Here is a 17149-nt window from a genome sequence, read left to right as displayed (position 1 = left end):
GAGGCCGGTGCCGGACGGCCGCTCTCACGGCCCACCTGCGCCCGGCCCACGCCCAATCGCGACACAGGTATATTCGTTGGCAGGTTCTCTCAAGTGGGGCCATGGAAGCGTGAGTACGTACCCAGTCAGAGGCACTCGACTCACAGTTTCCCCCTTTTGTCACGGACTCGAACTTCACGACGAGTCGTGGACGCATCGGAATCCGGCTGTGTACTCCGAGAGGAGGTCTCAACCGCTTGCTCTCGTACTTCACGGACGTGGTTAGCCTGTGTCTAACCGGCCACGGTAGATGGTAATTCGTCTGGTTCGTACTGCTGATCGCATACTGTCGTGCACATACTCGACTTGCTCGAGGCGTCGACTGGTCCACATATGTAATATCAAAAAACAGATAATGTGTTTGATATGATTAGCCGACAACACCTACTCGGGTATGACAACAGTCAGCACCACTCAAATGAAGCGGCTGTACGAGGATATGGTGACAGCCCGCCTGTACGAAGAGCGCCTCCAAGAGGAGTATATGGAGGGGAAGCGTCCGGGCTTCGACATCAGCGCCGGAGAGATACCAGGTGAACTCCACCTCGCGGCGGGCCACGAGGCGGCAGCCGCGGGCGTGTGCGCACATCTCCGAGACGACGACACCGTCACCGCGACCCACCGGCCGCACCACATCGCCATCGCGAAGGGCGTCGATCTGAAGCGAATGACCGCGGAGATTTTCGGACGAGAGGCCGGCCTGTGCAAAGGGAAGGGAGGTCATATGCACCTGTTCGACCCCGACGTGAACTTCGCGTGCAGTGGCATCATCGCGGAAGGATGCCCGCCGGCGGTCGGCGCGGCGATGGCCGCGCAGAAACGGGGCACCGACAGCGTCGCGGTTTCGTACGTCGGTGAAGGTGCTATCGACCAGGGCGGCTTCCTCGAGTCGCTCAACCTCGCGAGCGTCCACGACCTGCCGGTCGTGTTCGTCATCGAAGACAACGACTGGGCGATCAGTATGCCGAAAGAGCGAGTCACAGACGTCGAAGACGGCTCCAAGCGTGCGGACGGCTTCGACATGCCGGGCGTCCGCGTCGACTCCGACGACGTCCTCGCGGTGTACGAGGCAGCCGCAGAGGCGGTCGGCCGTGCACGCGACGGGAACGGTCCGACGCTGTTGGAGGTGCAGGTCCACCGTCGGATGGGCCACTTTATGGGCGACCCCGAGACGTACCGCCCGGAGGCGGACCAACGGGCCGCGGTCGAACGCGACAGTATCGAACGACTCGCCGAGGATATGCACGAGTTCGGCGTCACAGACGGCGACCTCGACGAGATTCGCGAGCGTGCGACCGACCGCATCGGCGAGGCCATCGCGTGGGCGAAAGACCAGCCACGACCCGCACCCGAGGCGGCACTCGAAGATATGTTCACGAACCCGCCGTCCGGCGTGACGGACGAGGAACAGGCGCATTCGGGTGCTGGCGCGGCCGCAGGAGGTGACGACTGATGAGCACCCCTGAACAGGAGACGACCGGCCGGACTGCGACGATGAGCGACGCGATGGTCGAGGCCATCGCCCACGAGATGCGGTCGAACGACGAGGTGTTCTACATGGGCGAGGACGTCGCCGACTACGGCGGAATCTTCGACTCCACGACCGGCCTCCTCGACGAGTTCGGTCGCGACCGAGTGATGGACGTACCCATCAGCGAGACGGCGTACATCGGCGCGGCCGTCGGCGCCGCCCAGGCCGGAATGCGTCCCATCGCCGAACTGATGTTCGTCGACTTCGCCGGCGTCTGCTTCGACCAGATATACAACCAGATGGCGAAGAACACCTATATGAGCGGGGGCGCAGTCTCCGTGCCGATGGTGTTGACGACCGCCGTCGGCGGCGGGTACAACGACGCCGCACAGCACTCGCAGACGCTGTACGGGATGTTCGCACATCTCCCTGGGATGAAAGTGGTCGTTCCGTCGACTGCCTACGACGCGAAGGGGCTGATGCACAACGCCATCCGCGACGACGACCCCGTCGTCTACATGTACCACAAACGGCTGATGGGTATCGGCTGGATGCCTGCGCCCGACGGCCCGAAGACGCCGGTGCCCGAGGAAGACTACACCATCCCGTTCGGGAAGGCCGACGTCAAGCGCGAGGGCGACGACGTCACGGTGGTCACGCTCGGTCTCCACGTCCACCGGGCGCTTGACGCCGCAGAAACGCTTGCCGACGACGAGGGTATCGACGCCGAGGTGATCGACCTGCGGACGCTGAAACCGCTCGACAGAGAGACGGTGATCGAGTCGGTCGCGAAGACCGGGAAGCTCCTCGTCGTCGACGAAGACTACCGCTCGTTCGGCGTCACCGGTGAGATCATCGCCAGCGTCGCGGAGGCGGACCTCGGGTCGCTGGAGGCCGTCGAGCGTCTCGCCATCCCCGACGTGCCTATCCCGTACTCGCGGCCGCTGGAGGACGCGGTCATCCCAGGGACCGACGACATCGCAACGGCGATCCGCTCGCTCCACGAATGAGTCAGACCGGACGCGTCCCCGTCGACAGCGAGGCCGTCTGGCCGGGCGACACCGACGACGACGTTGCGCTGCTGCTCAACTGGTTCCGCGCCGAGGGGAGCCGAGTCGAAGAGGGCGACCGGATCGCCGAGTTCCAAGTCGAGAAGGTCGACGTCGACGTGCCCGCGCCGGTCACCGGGACGCTCGCGGAGGTCGTCGTCGACGAGGACGGCGAGTTCGAGCGGGGAGCCATCCTCGCGTACATCGAGGCGGAGGCGTAACGTGGCGACGCCCGACTCGACGGCCGACCGTCCCGCGGGAGCCACGCGAACGGTACGCGAGGAGCGTCGGCCTACGCCGATGCGGCGAACGATCGCCCGCCGACTCCACGAGAGTTACAGCGAGGCGGTCCACGTCACCGCCAGTCGCGTCGTCGACGCGGAGGCGTTGCTGGCGGCGGTCGAGCGTGCCGACACCGGCGACGCTCACCACCCGACCGTTTCGGATCTCCTCCTCGTCGCCGTCTCGGAGACGTTAACGCGACATCCGGCGTTCAACGCGACGTTCGAGGACGGGACACACCGGCTGTACGAGGAGCACAACGTCGGCTACGGCGTCGACATCGACGGCGGCCTCGTCGCGCCGGTCGTCGCGGACGTCGGATCGCTGTCGCTGTCAGCAGTCCACGACCGGCGAACCCAGGCGGTCGAGCGCGTTCGAACGGGCGAGTTCGACGCAGCAGACCTCGCTGGCGGGACGTTCACCGTCTCGAACCTCGGACCCCTCGGCGTCGACTCGTTCACGCCGATCATCAACCCGCCGCAGGTCGCGATCCTCGGCGTGGGTCGACTCCGCGAACGGGCGGTTCGCGACGACGGCGACGGCGTCGCGTTCAGGCGACACCTCCCGCTGGATCTGAGTTTCGATCACCGCGTCGTCGACGGCGCGGACGCCGGGCGGTTCCTCCGAACGCTCGCCGAGCAGATCGAGGACGCCGAACGCCTACTCGATCGGTGAGCGCCGGTGCGGGTGGATTTAGCTGTCGACCCACTCCAGCACAGTCGAAGCCCACGTGTAGCCGGTCCCTGCGGCGAGGAACAAGACCACGTCGCCGTCGGCGACAGCTTCGGCATCCAGTCCTTCTTGCAAGGCGAGTACCTGGTCTGCGCTCTGCACGTGGCCGTAGTCGTCGAGGTAGTACGACGACTCCTCACTGACGCCGAGTTCGTCGCACAGGTACTCGTGGAACGACCGCTTCATGTGCGTGAGTGCGAGGAAGTCAACGTCGTCGCGGCTGTATCCGGAGTTGGCGAGTGCCTCGTCCGTGACCGACAGAAACGCTGGCGCGGAGACGTCGGCGAGTCGCTCCTTCATTCCGTTCGGGTCGGGGACGGTCAGCGTGTGGTCACCGCGGGCGACGGTCGCGTCGCTCGGCGGGTTCGCCGACCCACCGGCAGGCATCACCACGTCGCGGGAGAAACTCCCGTCCGTGGTCGCCGCCGACTCGCGGACGACCGCCCGCACCTGTGACTCGTCGGGGTCGGCTTCAAGCACCAGCGCTGCCGCACCCGACCCGAAGTTGAACATAAAGCTCGCGTCCTCGTCGGTATAATCGACGAGGTCTTCCTCACGGCTCGCGGTCACGAGTAACGCGCGGTCGACGTCGCCGACACGCAGTTGCGCGGCAGTGTGGCGGATGGCGATCGGTGCGCCCGCACACAGCGTGTACGACTCGTGTGCGTAGGCGTTCGACGCGTCGAGTCGTTCGCAGACGTCGGCGGCGGCCGACCAGACGACGTGGTCTTTGTACTCGCTGCCGTGGTACAAGACCAGATCGAGGTCGCTGGCGTCGACACCCGCGTCCGCTAGCGCCTCCCGTCCCGCGTTCACGCACATATCGCTGGCGTGGTCGTCGTCGGGCGGGCAGACGCGCTTCTCGCGCATCCCCATTTTCTCGACGACAACGTTCTCCGGTATGCCACTCGCCTCGGCTATCTCCTCGCCGGTTAGTACCTGATCGGGGACGTACGTGCCGAGGCCGGTGAGGCCGACTGTACGGCTGGGAGACTCCACTGCCCCGTCGCCGTCCTCACTCATCGAACCACCGCCGAACGTGGCGTGGGACGGCCTTCGCGAGCGTTCCACCGAGGCGGTCGCGGGCGGTTCCGAGCAGGCCGTTCGGCACGTAGAGGACGAACAGCACGAACAGCAGGCCGACGTACAGCGCGGCGTGGCCGTTGAGGAACGTGTTGATCGCCTCGGCGACGGTCAGCCCGTTGTATATCTCGGTCGCGAGCGTCGCGTCGCCGACGTTCGCGCGGAGGTACGGCAGCAAGCCGCCGCCACCGCCCTCCTTCGAGAGGAACTCCCGAACCGTCTCGTCGAACAGTCGACCGTACAGGGGGCCGGCGAGCGTACCGAACCCGCCGATAATCGACGCCAGCAAGGCGTCGCCGGCGACGAGAAAGTAGAAGCCATTCTCGGGCGTCACCGACCGCCGGAAGCCCGCGAACAGCGCTCCCGCGATACCGGCGAAGAAGCCCGAGGCGACGAACGCGCCCAGTTTGTAAGCGTAGGTGTTGTAGCCGACCGCACGGGCACGCTCCTCGTTCTCGCGGATGGCGATCAGCGTCCGTCCGAACGGCGAGTGGACGAGTCGCTGGAGTGCGAGATAGCAGACGAGGACGATCACACCGATGGCGTAGAACGACACCTCCGTCGGCGACAGATCGATGAAGCCGAGCATGCCCTCGATGGAGTCGCCGGTCAACTGGCCGATGGCGACGTTGAGCGAGTCGACCCCCGGAACACCGATCCGGAACCCTTCGGTCGTCCCCGTCACCGCGACGCCGTCGCGCGGTGCGGAACTGACGAAGTCCCAGTCGCGGATGAACACGTACAGCACCTGCGAAAAGCCGAGCGTGATCATCGCGAAGTAGACACCCGACAGTCGGAACGAGACGCTCCCGATGGCGAGGGCGACGACCGCCGCGGTGAGGCCTGCGAGGACGATCAACAGCATAAACGGCGTCTCCGGGCCGAGTAGCGGGAGTTTGTCGTTGGCCGCGAGGACGACGAGATACGCGCCGGTTCCGTAGAACGCGGCGTGGCCGAACGAGAGGTAGCCAGTGTAGCCGCTGATGAAGTCGAACGACATCGCGAACAGCGCGAAGAACAGCACCACGACGAGCGTCTCGATACGGGGTAACAGCGCCGTGAACTCCGCGGACAGCCCGGAGTTCACGAGCAGGGTGTAGACGCCGGGGTACGCGGCGAACGCGAACACGACCAGCAGGTGGACGAGGTGGTCCTCGACGTACTGCCGGTACCACGCGGTCTCCGTGTCGGTTCTCGTCGCCGACCCCATGGCTGTCACCCTCTCTCCCGGCGCGTCGGCGGTCTCTCCGCCGTCTGCGGAGGTCTGTGGGTTGTCCTCGTCCGCTGGTGCAGGACTAATGGCCCCCCACCTCCGAGACGCCGTACAGGCCCTGCGGCTTCACGATCAGTGTGATCACGAGGACGAGGAACACGACCATCTCCGGCAGGCCGGTGAAGTCGATGAAGTTCTGGAACCACCACGTCATCGTCGAGTCGACGAGGCCGACGACGAGTGCTGCGACGACCGTTCCTCGGAAGGTCCCGAGGCCACCGACGATGACGACGACGAACGCCGGAAGCAGCGTCTCCGCGGCCAACGGGACGGACGCGCCCCACGCGGGGTCCCACGCGAGCAGGACGCCCGCGGCACCGGCGATGCCGGTCCCAAGCGCGAAGACGACGGTGAACACGCGGTTCACGTCGACGCCGAGCGCCGACAGCATCTCGCTGTCCTCGCCGCCCGCCCGGACGAACAGGCCGTAGCGCGTTCGCGTGAGGAACAGGTGGACGCCGACGACGGTGGCGACGCCGAAGAGGACCTGAAACAGTTCCAACCCGCTCGCAGAGACGCCTGCGACGCCGATAGACTCCGCGAGGAACGTCGGCTTCGTGCCGAGGACGTCCTGCCAGACGGTCGACGGCTGAAGGCCGTAGAACAGCACGATGATCCTCGCGAGTTCGTCGAGGACGAGCGTCACGCCGAACGTGAGCAGGATCTGATACAGCGGCGGCCGGTCGTAGATGGGTCTGACGAGGCCGACCTCGATGCTCCCACCCAGCGCGGCGAGTGCGCCGAACGCGACGACGACGGCGACGCCGAACGCGAGCAGTCGTCCGACGCCGCCGGTCGACTGCGCGACGGTCACGACGAGCACTAAACCACCGAGGTACGCGCCGAGCATCGTCAGCGACCCGTGGGCGAAGTTGAGCACGCCCATCAGCCCGAACACGAGCGTCAGGCCGGCCGCAATCATCACGTAGAGGCTCGCCTCCGCGAGCCCTCGGACGACGACTTCGGCGAGCGTCGACGGTGCGAGGAACTCGACGAGAGCGTCGACGAACTGCAGGGGAACCGGCACCGCGGCCGTCGGGGCCACGGTAGCGAGTGCGAGGCTCACGCCGAGAGATACCTCCTGAGTCGGTCAGCGTCGGCGTCGACCTCACTCGTCTCGCCCTCGTCGACGACCGTGCCGTGGTCAAGGACGTAGAATCGGTCAGCTAGGTCCAGCGCAAGCGGGAGGTTCTGTTCGACCAGCAACATCGTCGTGTCCGTCGCCGTCTTCGTCAGCGCCTCCGCGACGGCCTCGACGATGAGCGGCGCGAGTCCCTCGCTCGGTTCGTCGACGAGCAAGAGGTCGTTGTCTCCGACCAGTCCGCGGGCGATGGCGAGCATCTGCTGTTGTCCGCCCGAGAGGTCGCCCGCTTTCGCGGCTCGTCGGTCGCGGAGGTCGGGGAAGGTATCGAACGCCAGATCCAGCCCAGTGGCCGCGTCGTCGGCGTCGGGGACGGCGGCGCGAACGTTCTCCTCGACGGTGAGTTGGGCGAACATCCGGCGGTCCTCGGGGATCCAGCCGACGCCCGCCTGTGCGACTTCGTGGGTCTCCTTCCCGACGAGTTCCTCGCCGCGATACCGGATCGAGCCCTCGCGTGGTGGCGTCAACTGGAGGATGGAGCGGAGCGTCGTCGTCTTGCCGACGCCGTTGCGTCCCATCAGCGCGACGACCTCACCCTCGTACACGTCGAGGTCGACGCCTTCGAGGACGTGACTGTCTCCGTAGTAGGTCTGGACGCCCGACAGCGACAGGAGTGGGTCGCTGCGGTCGGCGGTTGCGGCCATCTGCTCGGCGGCGGAGCCATCGGCGTCATCGACGCTCACGCTGGCTCACCTCCGTCGTCGGGAACCGCGTCGGTCCCATCGGCTTCACCCGCGGTTCCAGGTTCGTAGCCGCCGAGGTACGCCTTCTGCACCTCGGGGTCGTCGCGAACGACCGACGGTTCGTCGTCGGCGATGACCGCGCCCTGATTCAGCACGACCACTCGGTCGGATACCTCCATCACGATGTCCATGTTGTGCTCGACGAGCAGCACCGCGTGGTCGGTGGCAACGTCTTCGATGAGGTTGACGACGCGGTCGACGCTCTCGGAGGAGACACCAGCGTTCGGTTCGTCCAACAAGAGGACGTCCGGGTCGCCAGCGAGAGCGACCCCGACCTCTAGTTGGCGTTTCGCGCCGTGGGATAGGGCGCTGGCCGGTTGGTCAGCGCTGTCCGCGAGGTCGACGCGGTCGAGGATGTCGTACGCCTCTTCGATGTACTTGTCCAGTTGGCCGGCGTTGCGCCAGAAGTTCGTGCCCGCGCCATCGGCCGCCTGTGCGGCCACTCGGACGTTCTCCAACACGGTCGAGTTCGTGAAGACGTTCGTCACCTGGTACGAGCGATGGACGCCCAACGAGGCGACCTCGTGGGGTGCCGCACCGGTGAGGTCGCGCCAGCGGACCCCGGAGTCATCGTCTGCGGACGACTCTTCCGCTGCGGTCTCGGCGGGGTCGCGGAGTTCGACGGAGCCAGCGCTTGGCGTCAACACCCCCGTCAGGAGGTTGAAGAACGTCGTCTTGCCCGCGCCGTTCGGTCCGATCAGCGAGCAGAGTTCGTCGTCACCCAACTCGAAATCCACGTCGTCGACCGCGGTGAGGCCGCCAAACTGCTTCGTCAGGCCTCTCGTGCGGAGCATCGCTTACAGTGAGCAGTTCATCCCGTCGCCGTCGCTCGGGATGGTGGTCTCGTCTGCCGAGATGCGGGCCACTGGCTCGCTCGGCTGGATCGGTGCGCCCCACGAGTCGCTCCACTCGTCGGCCGTCGGCACGACGTTTGCGACGGTCATCTCCGAGCGGGCCTGGTTGTTGTACTCTTGGAACGTGTACGCGTCCGTCCCCTTCGGTGAGTCGGCGACGGTCATCCCGCGCATCGCGGAGGCGATGTCCGATCCGGCGGTCGAACCGCTCTCCTCGACCGCCTGCACGATGGCAGAAGCAGCGGTGAACGTCCCCGAGGTGAACAGGTCCGGAACCTTCCCGTACGCATTGACGTACTCCTCGACGAACGTCGAGTTGATCTCGTTGTCGTACTGGTTCCAGTGGTAGCGCGTCGTGAACGGCCCGACACCGAGGCCGTCGAGTTTCTCTTGGGTCAGCGGCGTCCCCAGTTGGTTCTGGAGGAGGCTCCCGACGACGTTGTTCGTGATCTCGGTGGCGAGGCCGCCGAAGATCGTGTACGAGTAGTCGCCGTTGAGATAGGAGGTGAACAGGTTCGGCAGGGTGGCGACGGTAAACCCACCGACGATACCCTCCGCGCCTGCCTCTTCGGCGTTGTCGAGGAGCCCTTCCCACTCGCTGTAGCCACGGGGGACGAACCGCTTGCCGACGATCTCGACGCCCTCGTTCGTGAGGACCTCTTCATAGTTGTTGACGACCGCGCGGCCGAACGAGTAGTCCGCGCCGAACAGGTACACTCGGGAGACGTCCGACTCCTGGGCGACGTACTTCCCGCCCGAACGAGCGTCCATCGCAGTGTTCTCCGAGGTGCGGAACACGTTCTCACCGCACGACTCCGACTCGGAGGTGACCGCCGCCGACGCCGCCGGCCCGATGATCAACGGGACACCGGCCTGTTTGGCGACCGTCTGGCTCACGCGCGTCGCCGCGCCCGAAGACGTACAGCCGAACAGGAGGTCGACGTCCTCGTCGGTGACGAGGTTCGTCGCCAGCGACTGCGCAGTGTCCGCGGAGAACTGGGTGTCGCGAACCAGTAGTTCGTAGTCGACGTCGCCCACGCTCACCGTCTGCGTGCCGGTCTCGGCAGCCACCTGCGGCGAGCCACCGGCCTTGTACGCCATCCCCGACGAGAATCCCCAGATCGCCTGTTGTCCGTAGTACTGGAGGTCACCAGATACGGGCTGGAGGACACCGATCTTCACCGTTCCCGACGCCCCGCCCGAACCTCCTGCTGTGGTACCTTCCATATCGCCACTCTCTGTCGTCATCTCGCCATCACCCGCAGTCGTCTCTTCGCCACCTGTGCCACCGTTGCCGCCAGCGCAACCGGCCAGCCCTGCGATGCCCGAGGCACCCAGCGCCGCCAGCGCCCGCCGCCGTGTGATACGCTCACTCATACACCAAACCAACGCGACGTATCCGGCAAGAACTGCGTGGTTAATATGTAAACGCGCTCCTGACTTCCGCTGACTCGGTTGGACGCTCCGCGTTACTTCAGTTCGCCAATCGCGTCGACGACCCGCTGGAGCATCTTCCGCTGGCCGCGGCGGAGATTCTTCGACACCGCGGGCTTGGAGACGTCGAACTCCTCGGCGAGAGTGCCCAGCGTCGCCGACCGCGGACTTTCGAAGTAGCCCTCCGAGGCGGCCGTCTCCAGCGTCTGGCGTTCCACGTCCGAGAGGTCTTTACACCCCTCGATGAGCGTCATCGCCGCGCCCGCGTTCTGGATGAACCCCTGCAACTCGGGCAGGTCTGGTTCGTCGCGTTCGAGCACCTCGTACTCGTTGTCGCGGTCGAGTCGCGAGAGGGTGCCGTCGGCCTCGCCGCGGTCGTCGAAGCCGATATGCCACAGCTCCGACCCATCGGCGATGTAGAACGGTCCGGTGATGTAGCCACCGCCGTTGCGGATCGTCTCCATCGCGGCCGTCTCGTCAATGACGCTGCGGATGTGTGCGACGCCGCCGGTCTTCGAGAGGAGGGTGTAGTCACGGAGGCCATCGTGGTCGCGCAGTTCCGAGAGCCCCTGCCCGAGCGACTCTCGGTCGTCACCCTCGACGACCATCCGTGTCTCGAGCGTGTCGCTGGTGGTGTCGAACTCCCAGTGAACCGCCGAGAACGCCAGGTCGTGTTCCTCGGTGGCGTGGATGAACGGGCAGTCGTACTGCTCCATATCCAGCGTGACGTCGATCATTGTGGGCCTCGCGTCCGTGGTCCATTGTGCGAATACCTACATAATTGTTTACTTTGCTTTCAGGTCCTGGCACGACTGACCCAACCGAGGTTCACTCCCTGCCGAACCGCTCGCGAACTGCCGCACGGTCGATTTTCGAGGGCCCAGAGTACGGCACCTCGTCGACAAACGTGAGGTGTTTCGGGTGCTTGAACCGGGCGAGTCGCCCGTCGAGGAAGTCGGTGAGGTCCCCGAGCTTCAGCGACTCGTCGCCGACGAGGACGGCCTTCCCGACCGTCCCCCACGTCTCGTCGGGGACGCCGATGACGACAGCCTCACGGACTCGCGGGTGGTCCGTCAGTGCGTCCTCCACCTCGGCCGGGAAGACGTTCTCGCCGCCGCTGACGTACATATTCTTCTTGCGCCCCTCTATGTGGTAGTAGCCGTCGTCGTCGACGCGAGCGAGGTCGCCGGTGGACACCCACCCGCCGCCGAAGGTCTCCGCCGACTCCGCCGGCGCGTTCAGGTAGCCGTCCGCCGCGGCGGGACTCGATAGTTCGAGTTCGCCGATGTCGCCCTCCGGAACTCGACCGCCCTCGTCGTCGACGACGCGAGCGGAGACGTGCGGCGCGGGTACGCCGACTGCGGCGGCCTTCTCGCGAGGCCAGTCGTCGGGCATCGCGAAGTTGTTCGGGCCACACTCGGTGAGGCCGTACCCCTGCGAGAGGTCAACGCCGCGGTCCCACCACGCCTCCAGCACCGACCGCCGACACGGGCCGCCCCCGGACTTCGCGAACCGAAGCGACGAGAGATCGGTCGTCTGCCAGTCGTCGTGCTCTTGCATCATCCGCAGGACCGCCGGCACCGCGACCAACACACTCGCGTCGCGACGGTCGACGATATCGAGTACCTGGCCCGGGTCGAACTCGCGGGCGATGACGACTGTGCCGCCTATGTGGAACAGGGGGACCGTGAGGACGTTCCAGCCGCCAGTGTGAAACAACGGGAACGGCATCGGCGTCACGTCGTCTGCCCGCAGGCCCCACGCCGCGACGGTCGTCATCGAGTTCCAGTACACTGCGCGGTGGGGAACGACCGTCTGCTTCGGCGTTCCTGTCGACCCCCCCGTGTGGAGGAGGAGATGTGGGTCCGATAGCGAGGCCCCCGAAGCCTCGAGGTTGTCGGCGTCACTCGTCGTCACTGCAGACTCGAAGGCCGTACCACCGACGTCGTCGACGGTCGCTGCGACCGCGTCGGCGTCGTCGCCTGCGACGAGCACTTCGGTGTCGCCGAGGTCTGCGTCGGCCATCGCTTCACGAGCGAGGTCGGTAGTCTCCGGTTCGACGACGACCACTTCGGGGTCGCTGGCGGCGAGGAGTTCGGCCACCTCCGGCGGTGCGAGGCGATGCGAGAGGGGGGCGAGCCCCGCGCCGAGTTTCCCGGTCGCGAAGAACAAGTCGACGAGCGCTGGCCGGTTCCGTGAGAGCGTCGCCACGCGGTCGCCGTGGTCGACACCGGCGTCGTGGAGACACGTGGCCGTCTTCGCTGCTCGCTCGTCCAACTCGGCGTACGTGAACGCTCGGTCCGTGGTCGCGTCGACCAGTCCGACGCGGCCCGGTGAGAGCGCGGCACGCCGCCCCGACCAGTCGCCGATCCAATCTGGCCCCCCGGCGACGGCCGAGTCGGGCGACTGTCGCTCAGACATTCGCGAGGAACTCCTCGATACGGTCGGTCACGCGGTCGGCGTCTTCGATGAAGAACAGGTGTGCACCCCCCTCGACGAACTCGACTTCACACCCCGGAATCGAGTCGGCGAGCAGTTCGCCGTTCTCGACTGGTAGGACGCGGTCGGCGGTGCCGTGGAGGACGAGCGTCGGCACGTCGATGGCGTCGAGTTCGTCGCTCGCGTCGAACGCCTGCACGGCCGCTCCCTGTGCCTGCCGGGCCGACGGCGGGGCGTCGGAGTCGAGTCGCCAGTCGACGATGCGCTCCACGAGGTCCTCGTTTCGCTCGATGAACCCCTCGCTGACGGCAGGTTCCATCTTATATCGGATCGCCTCACGAGCATCCGCGTCGTCGGGGACGGAGAACATCCGCTCCAGCGTCGCCTCCGGTGTCGGGGCAGCGTCGGGGCCGCCCGGCGAGGTACACACCAGCGTCAGCGACGCGGCGCGGTCGTAGGCGAGGGCGTACCGCTGGGCGACCATCCCGCCCATCGACGCGCCGACGACGTGTGCGGAGTCGACGCCGACGTCTGCGAGGACCGCCTCCAAGTCGCCGGCCATCTCCTCGATAGTGTACGGTCCCTCGGGGACGTCCGACTCGCCGGTTCCTCTGTTGTCCCACAGGAGAACGTGATACGACTCCGCCAATGCCTCCGCCTGCCAGTTCCACATCCACCGGCCGTAGCCGAGTCCCTCGCAGAGGACTACGGTTTCGGCGGTCGTCGGGTCGTGGCCGCGCTCCTCGTAGGCGATGGCGACGCCGTCGTGATCCGCGGTTTGCACGGTCGGTCGCACGCGGTCGCCTCCCTTCAAGCGGCCACTTCATATGTTAACCCGCGACGATTTCGGCGAGGACGAACACGGGCCGATATGCCAGTCGCGACCGTCGGCGATACCGTCACCGCCTCCCGTGAAGTCACAACCGACCGCATCGACGCGTACGCCGACCTCACCGGCGACGACAACCCGATCCACCTCGACGACGACTACGCCGCCCACACGATGTTCGGCGGCCGCATCGCCCACGGGATGTTCGGCGTCGGCGTCATCAGCGCGGCGCTGGCGTCGCTTCCCGGAGACATCATCTACCTGAACCAAGACTGTGGCTTCGAGGCCCCAGTTCGCCCCGGCGAGACGGTCACGGCAGAGGCGACCGTCGTGGAGGATTTGGGTAGCGACCGGGTTCGCGTGGAGACGGTCGCGACCGTCGACGACGAGGTCGTTATCGACGGAGAGGCGACTGTGCTGTCGGTTCCACACGAGGCGTGACCCGTCAGGGCGGCGGCAGCCGGGGTTCGCCCCCGGCGATCAGTCGTCTGCCGCCGCCGGTTCGGACGCTACCGGCACGCGATCGGTGAGGAACTCCTCCATCAACTCGAACGACCTGATCTTCTGGTCGATGTCGGTCGACCCGTGGCCCTCGCTGAGTTCGACGTACTCGAAGTCGGGGCCCTCCTCGAACCCGGCGGCTTCGAGTTTCTCGCGGAACAGGCGTGCCTGGCTGATCGGACACCGGGGGTCGTTGACACCGTGGACGATACAGAGCGGAGCGTCGAGATTGTCGACTTGGGTGACCGGCGACCGCTCTCGGTACAGATCGGCGTTCTCCTCCGGGTCGCCGAGCATCCGTTCGGCGTACGCCTGGAAGTGGGGCATCGACTCCTCGTACAGCGCTCGCCAGTCGGTGATCCCCACCCTGGCGATGCCGGCGGCGTACAGGTCGGGATACGTCAGCAGTTGCATGAACGTCGAGTAGCCGCCGTAGGAACCACCGACGACGGCGATTCGGTCTTCGTCGACCCACTCCTGCTCGGCGATCCACCGGGTTCCCGCCGCGATGTCGCCCTGTTCGGCCCCGCCGAGGTCGCCGTTGATGGCGTTCTTGAACGCCCGGCCGCGGCCGGTCGATCCACGGTAGTTCACTTCCAGCACCGAGTAGCCGCGGTCGACGAGGAACTGTGCGTAGAGGTCGAAGCCACGCTGATCTTGCCCCGCAGGCCCGCCGTGGACCTTTACGACGACGGGACTCGGACGGGTCCCGGCGTCGTACACCAGCGCCTCGATGTCGAGTCCGTCGTGCGACTCGAACCGCTCGTACGAGCAGTCGACGAACCGGTCCGGGTCGATCGACCCGTATTCGGGGGCCATCAGCGTCCGCGTCGAATCCGTCTCGACGTCGTACACGACGAGTCGTGGGCGCTGAGTCGGTGTCTCGTAACTGAACAGCACCTCCGTCTCAGACACCACGGCCGTCTCCCGGTACGACGACAGATACGGGAACGACGCGACACCAGTCGGGACGTCAAGCGTCCTGCTCTCGCCAGTCTCCACGTCGTACACGACCGGCGTGACCGCACACTCGTGGGTCCGTTCGGCGACGAATCGCTCGTCGTCCGCGAGAAACGCGACCGGCGACTCGACGACGCCGTCGTCGGTGTACCACCTCACCTCGTCGGTCGTGAGGTCGTAGACACCACACCGGGTCGTGTCCGTCGAGTCGTCCGACAGGAGGAGACGGTCCCCGTCGGGATGCCACGCGATCGGTTCCGTCTCCGCGCCGTCTTCGCCCACGTCGAGTCGTCGTGGGGCAGTCCCGTCGGCGGCCGCGACGTAGGCATCCGTGTTGTTCAGGTCGGCAGACTCGTTCGCGGCGTACGCGATCTGTTCTCCGCTCGGGTCGAAGACGCCGGCTCTGACCGGGAGGTCGTAGTCCGTCACCTGGGCCGTCTCGCCGTCCGGGTGTCGGACGTAGAGGTTCATCTGCGTGCCCTCGTCGCTCGCGTAGAGCAGGCGACCGTCGGGCGCGACGTCGGCGAGAACGATCTGGCTGTCGTTCTCGACGACCGGCGTGACAGACCCGTCACGGTCGATCGCCATCACGTCGTTCTGCTCGTCGCCACCCTCGTCCGCGTGGAAGTAGATGCGCTCCCCGTCAGGCCCGAACCGCGGTGGGTACTTCAGGTCCTGCGGGACGTTCCCGTCGCTGACCCGTGTTCGCTCCCCCGTCTCGACGTCGAGCGTGTACAGTTCCAGTTGCCCCGACCCGTCGTAGAAGACGGCCACCTCGTCGCCATCTTCGCTCGCGACCGGCGTGTAGAAGGTCGGGAGGCTCGCTATCTCGGCTATCGAGATCGTATCTGACATCTCTGTGAGTCGATCCGCCGATCGTACATAATTTCTGTCATTTATTTCCGGTCTGTCATCACTGTCGAGCCACCCCCGGCCGCCCGTCGACGAACCGACCGCAACTGTCCTCGTCGACATCTATTTGTGTCGCTCCGCGGTCCTCATCACATATGTCAACGTATAACGTAGAGGGTCGTGACCGGGAGTCGCTCCGCGAGTTACAGGCCGAGCGCCTCCGCGAGACGGTCGAACGGGCGTACGAACACGTCCCGTTCTACCGCGAGGCCCTCGACGCCGCGGGCGTCCATCCCGACGACATCGAGTCGGTCGAGGACGTGCAGGCCCTCCCGATGACGACGAAAGCAGACTTCCGCGACGAGTACCCGGACGGCCTGTTCGCCGTCGACGACGACGAGATTCTGCGGATCCACGCCTCCTCGGGAACGACGGGGAAGCCGAAGATCGTCGGCTACACCGACCACGACCTCGACGTGTGGAGCGAGGTCGTCGAGCGGTCGCTACGCGCTGCTGGCGTCGAACCCGGCGACACAGTTCAGAACGCGTACGGCTACGGCCTGTTCACAGGCGGTCTCGGTCTCCACTACGGCATCGAGCGACTCGGCGCGACCGTCATCCCCATCGGTGGGGGGCAGACCCAGCGGCAGGTGGAGTTGCTTCGGGACCTCGAGAGCGACGTGCTCACCTGCACCCCGTCGTACGCGCTGTACGTCGCGGAGACGGCCGAGGAGATGGGTATCGACCCGCACGAGTTACCGCTGTCGACGGTCATCTTCGGCGCAGAACCCTGCACCGACCCGATGCGTGAGGCGATCGAACAGCGACTCGGCGTCACCGGCATCGACATCTACGGGCTCTCCGAGATCATCGGCCCCGGCGTCTCTAACGAGTGCCACGAGGCGCAAGACGGCCTCCACATCTGGGAGGACCACTTCCTCCCCGAGGTCATCGACCCGCAGACCGGCGAACGCGTCGCGGAGGGGGAGGAGGGCGAACTCGTGTTGACGACGCTGACGAAGGAGGCCGTGCCAGTCATCCGGTACCGGACGGGCGACCTGACCACGCTGACGTACGACGAGTGCGAGTGCGGGCGGACGATGGTCCGGATGGACAACGTCACCGGGCGCTCCGACGACCTGCTCATCGTCCGCGGGGTCAACTGCTACCCCAGTGAGATCGAGTCGGTCGTTCTGGAGTTCGACGGCGTCGCACCCTACTACCGCATCGACCTCGACCGCGAGGATCAACTGGACACGATGACGCTCAGCGTCGAACTCGAGGAGGAGTTCGACGGCGACCGTGAGGCGATTCGTTCGGCGATGCTGACGCGTCTGGAGAACGTCCTGTCGTTCACGCCCGACGACCTCCGCTTGGTCGACCCCGGCGAACTGGCACGCACCGAGGTGGGGAAGGTACAACGCGTGTTCGACCACCGCTGACGAGAGCACGCAGGGCGCGAGTCGT

The 17149-nt window shown here is 66.3% G+C and carries 16 protein-coding genes; 6 read left to right on the top strand and 10 right to left on the bottom strand.

Going from position 1 to position 17149, the window contains the following annotated elements:
- The first annotated feature begins 466 nt into the window (after nt 1-466).
- Genes P0D77_RS17070 through P0D77_RS17055 form a run of 4 tightly spaced genes read left to right on the top strand, consistent with a single transcriptional unit; the run spans nt 467 to nt 3516 of the window.
- Entirely contained in the window at nt 467-1492 is a 1026-nt protein-coding gene (locus P0D77_RS17070; protein ID WP_277556264.1) for a thiamine pyrophosphate-dependent dehydrogenase E1 component subunit alpha, read from the top strand.
- Complete coding sequence (locus tag P0D77_RS17065) at nt 1492-2520, top strand: alpha-ketoacid dehydrogenase subunit beta (RefSeq protein ID WP_277555921.1); 1029 nt, start codon at nt 1492-1494, stop codon at nt 2518-2520. The genes P0D77_RS17070 and P0D77_RS17065 overlap by 1 nt, the downstream gene beginning before the upstream one ends.
- Entirely contained in the window at nt 2517-2780 is a 264-nt protein-coding gene (locus tag P0D77_RS17060) for a lipoyl domain-containing protein (protein WP_277555920.1), read from the top strand. Before P0D77_RS17065 ends, P0D77_RS17060 begins: the two co-directional genes overlap by 4 nt.
- Nucleotide 2781: 1 nt before the next feature.
- Entirely contained in the window at nt 2782-3516 is a 735-nt protein-coding gene (locus tag P0D77_RS17055; RefSeq protein ID WP_277555919.1) for a 2-oxo acid dehydrogenase subunit E2, read from the top strand.
- Between the two features lie 18 nt (nt 3517-3534).
- On the opposite strand, the gene P0D77_RS17050 is transcribed toward P0D77_RS17055, so the two are convergent.
- The 9 genes from P0D77_RS17050 to P0D77_RS17010 form a co-directional block, all read right to left on the bottom strand.
- Complete coding sequence (locus P0D77_RS17050; protein ID WP_277555918.1) at nt 3535-4596, bottom strand: 3-oxoacyl-ACP synthase; 1062 nt, start codon at nt 4594-4596, stop codon at nt 3535-3537.
- A complete protein-coding gene (locus tag P0D77_RS17045) occupies nt 4589-5866 on the bottom strand; it encodes a branched-chain amino acid ABC transporter permease (RefSeq protein WP_277555917.1) in 1278 nt (425 codons plus the stop codon). Before P0D77_RS17045 ends, P0D77_RS17050 begins: the two co-directional genes overlap by 8 nt.
- An 85-nt stretch (nt 5867-5951) precedes the next feature.
- Entirely contained in the window at nt 5952-6995 is a 1044-nt protein-coding gene (locus P0D77_RS17040) for a branched-chain amino acid ABC transporter permease (RefSeq protein ID WP_432764857.1), read from the bottom strand.
- Nucleotides 6992-7714, bottom strand: a complete 723-nt coding sequence (locus P0D77_RS17035; RefSeq protein WP_277556262.1) for an ABC transporter ATP-binding protein — start codon at nt 7712-7714, stop codon at nt 6992-6994. The genes P0D77_RS17040 and P0D77_RS17035 overlap by 4 nt, the downstream gene beginning before the upstream one ends.
- 35 nt (nt 7715-7749) lie before the next feature.
- Nucleotides 7750-8607, bottom strand: a complete 858-nt coding sequence (locus P0D77_RS17030) for an ABC transporter ATP-binding protein (protein WP_277555916.1) — start codon at nt 8605-8607, stop codon at nt 7750-7752.
- Nucleotides 8608-8610: 3 nt separating this feature from the next.
- Nucleotides 8611-10044 carry an ABC transporter substrate-binding protein gene (locus P0D77_RS17025; protein WP_277555915.1) on the bottom strand — a complete coding sequence of 478 codons (1434 nt, stop codon included), beginning with the start codon at nt 10042-10044 and terminating at the stop codon, nt 8611-8613.
- A 92-nt stretch (nt 10045-10136) separates the two neighbouring features.
- Nucleotides 10137-10838: a helix-turn-helix domain-containing protein gene (locus P0D77_RS17020; RefSeq protein ID WP_277555914.1), complete on the bottom strand. Its 702-nt coding sequence runs from the start codon at nt 10836-10838 to the stop codon at nt 10137-10139.
- Between the two features lie 91 nt (nt 10839-10929).
- On the bottom strand, nt 10930-12522 hold the full coding sequence (locus P0D77_RS17015; RefSeq protein ID WP_277555912.1) for an AMP-binding protein: 1593 nt from the start codon (nt 12520-12522) through the stop codon (nt 10930-10932).
- A complete protein-coding gene (locus P0D77_RS17010) occupies nt 12515-13336 on the bottom strand; it encodes an alpha/beta fold hydrolase (RefSeq protein WP_432764855.1) in 822 nt (273 codons plus the stop codon). The genes P0D77_RS17015 and P0D77_RS17010 overlap by 8 nt, the downstream gene beginning before the upstream one ends.
- Nucleotides 13337-13411: 75 nt before the next feature.
- On the opposite strand from P0D77_RS17010, the gene P0D77_RS17005 reads away from it, so the two are divergent.
- Nucleotides 13412-13810 (top strand): MaoC family dehydratase, encoded by a 399-nt coding sequence (locus P0D77_RS17005; RefSeq protein WP_277555911.1) that lies wholly within the window; start codon nt 13412-13414, stop codon nt 13808-13810.
- 39 nt (nt 13811-13849) lie between these two features.
- Here the strand turns inward: P0D77_RS17005 and P0D77_RS17000 are convergent, their stop codons facing one another.
- Nucleotides 13850-15685: a S9 family peptidase gene (locus tag P0D77_RS17000; RefSeq protein WP_277555910.1), complete on the bottom strand. Its 1836-nt coding sequence runs from the start codon at nt 15683-15685 to the stop codon at nt 13850-13852.
- 152 nt (nt 15686-15837) lie between these two features.
- Here P0D77_RS17000 and paaK point away from each other — a divergent pair, with 152 nt between their 5' ends.
- Complete coding sequence (gene paaK, locus P0D77_RS16995; RefSeq protein ID WP_277555909.1) at nt 15838-17124, top strand: phenylacetate--CoA ligase PaaK; 1287 nt, start codon at nt 15838-15840, stop codon at nt 17122-17124.
- The last annotated feature ends 25 nt before the right edge of the window (nt 17125-17149 follow it).

This window comes from Halobaculum limi (assembly GCF_029490015.1).
Lineage (GTDB): Archaea > Halobacteriota > Halobacteria > Halobacteriales > Haloferacaceae > Halobaculum > Halobaculum limi.
The sequence above is the reverse complement of the archived record's forward strand: the minus strand, read 5'-3'. Positions and strand labels throughout refer to the sequence as shown.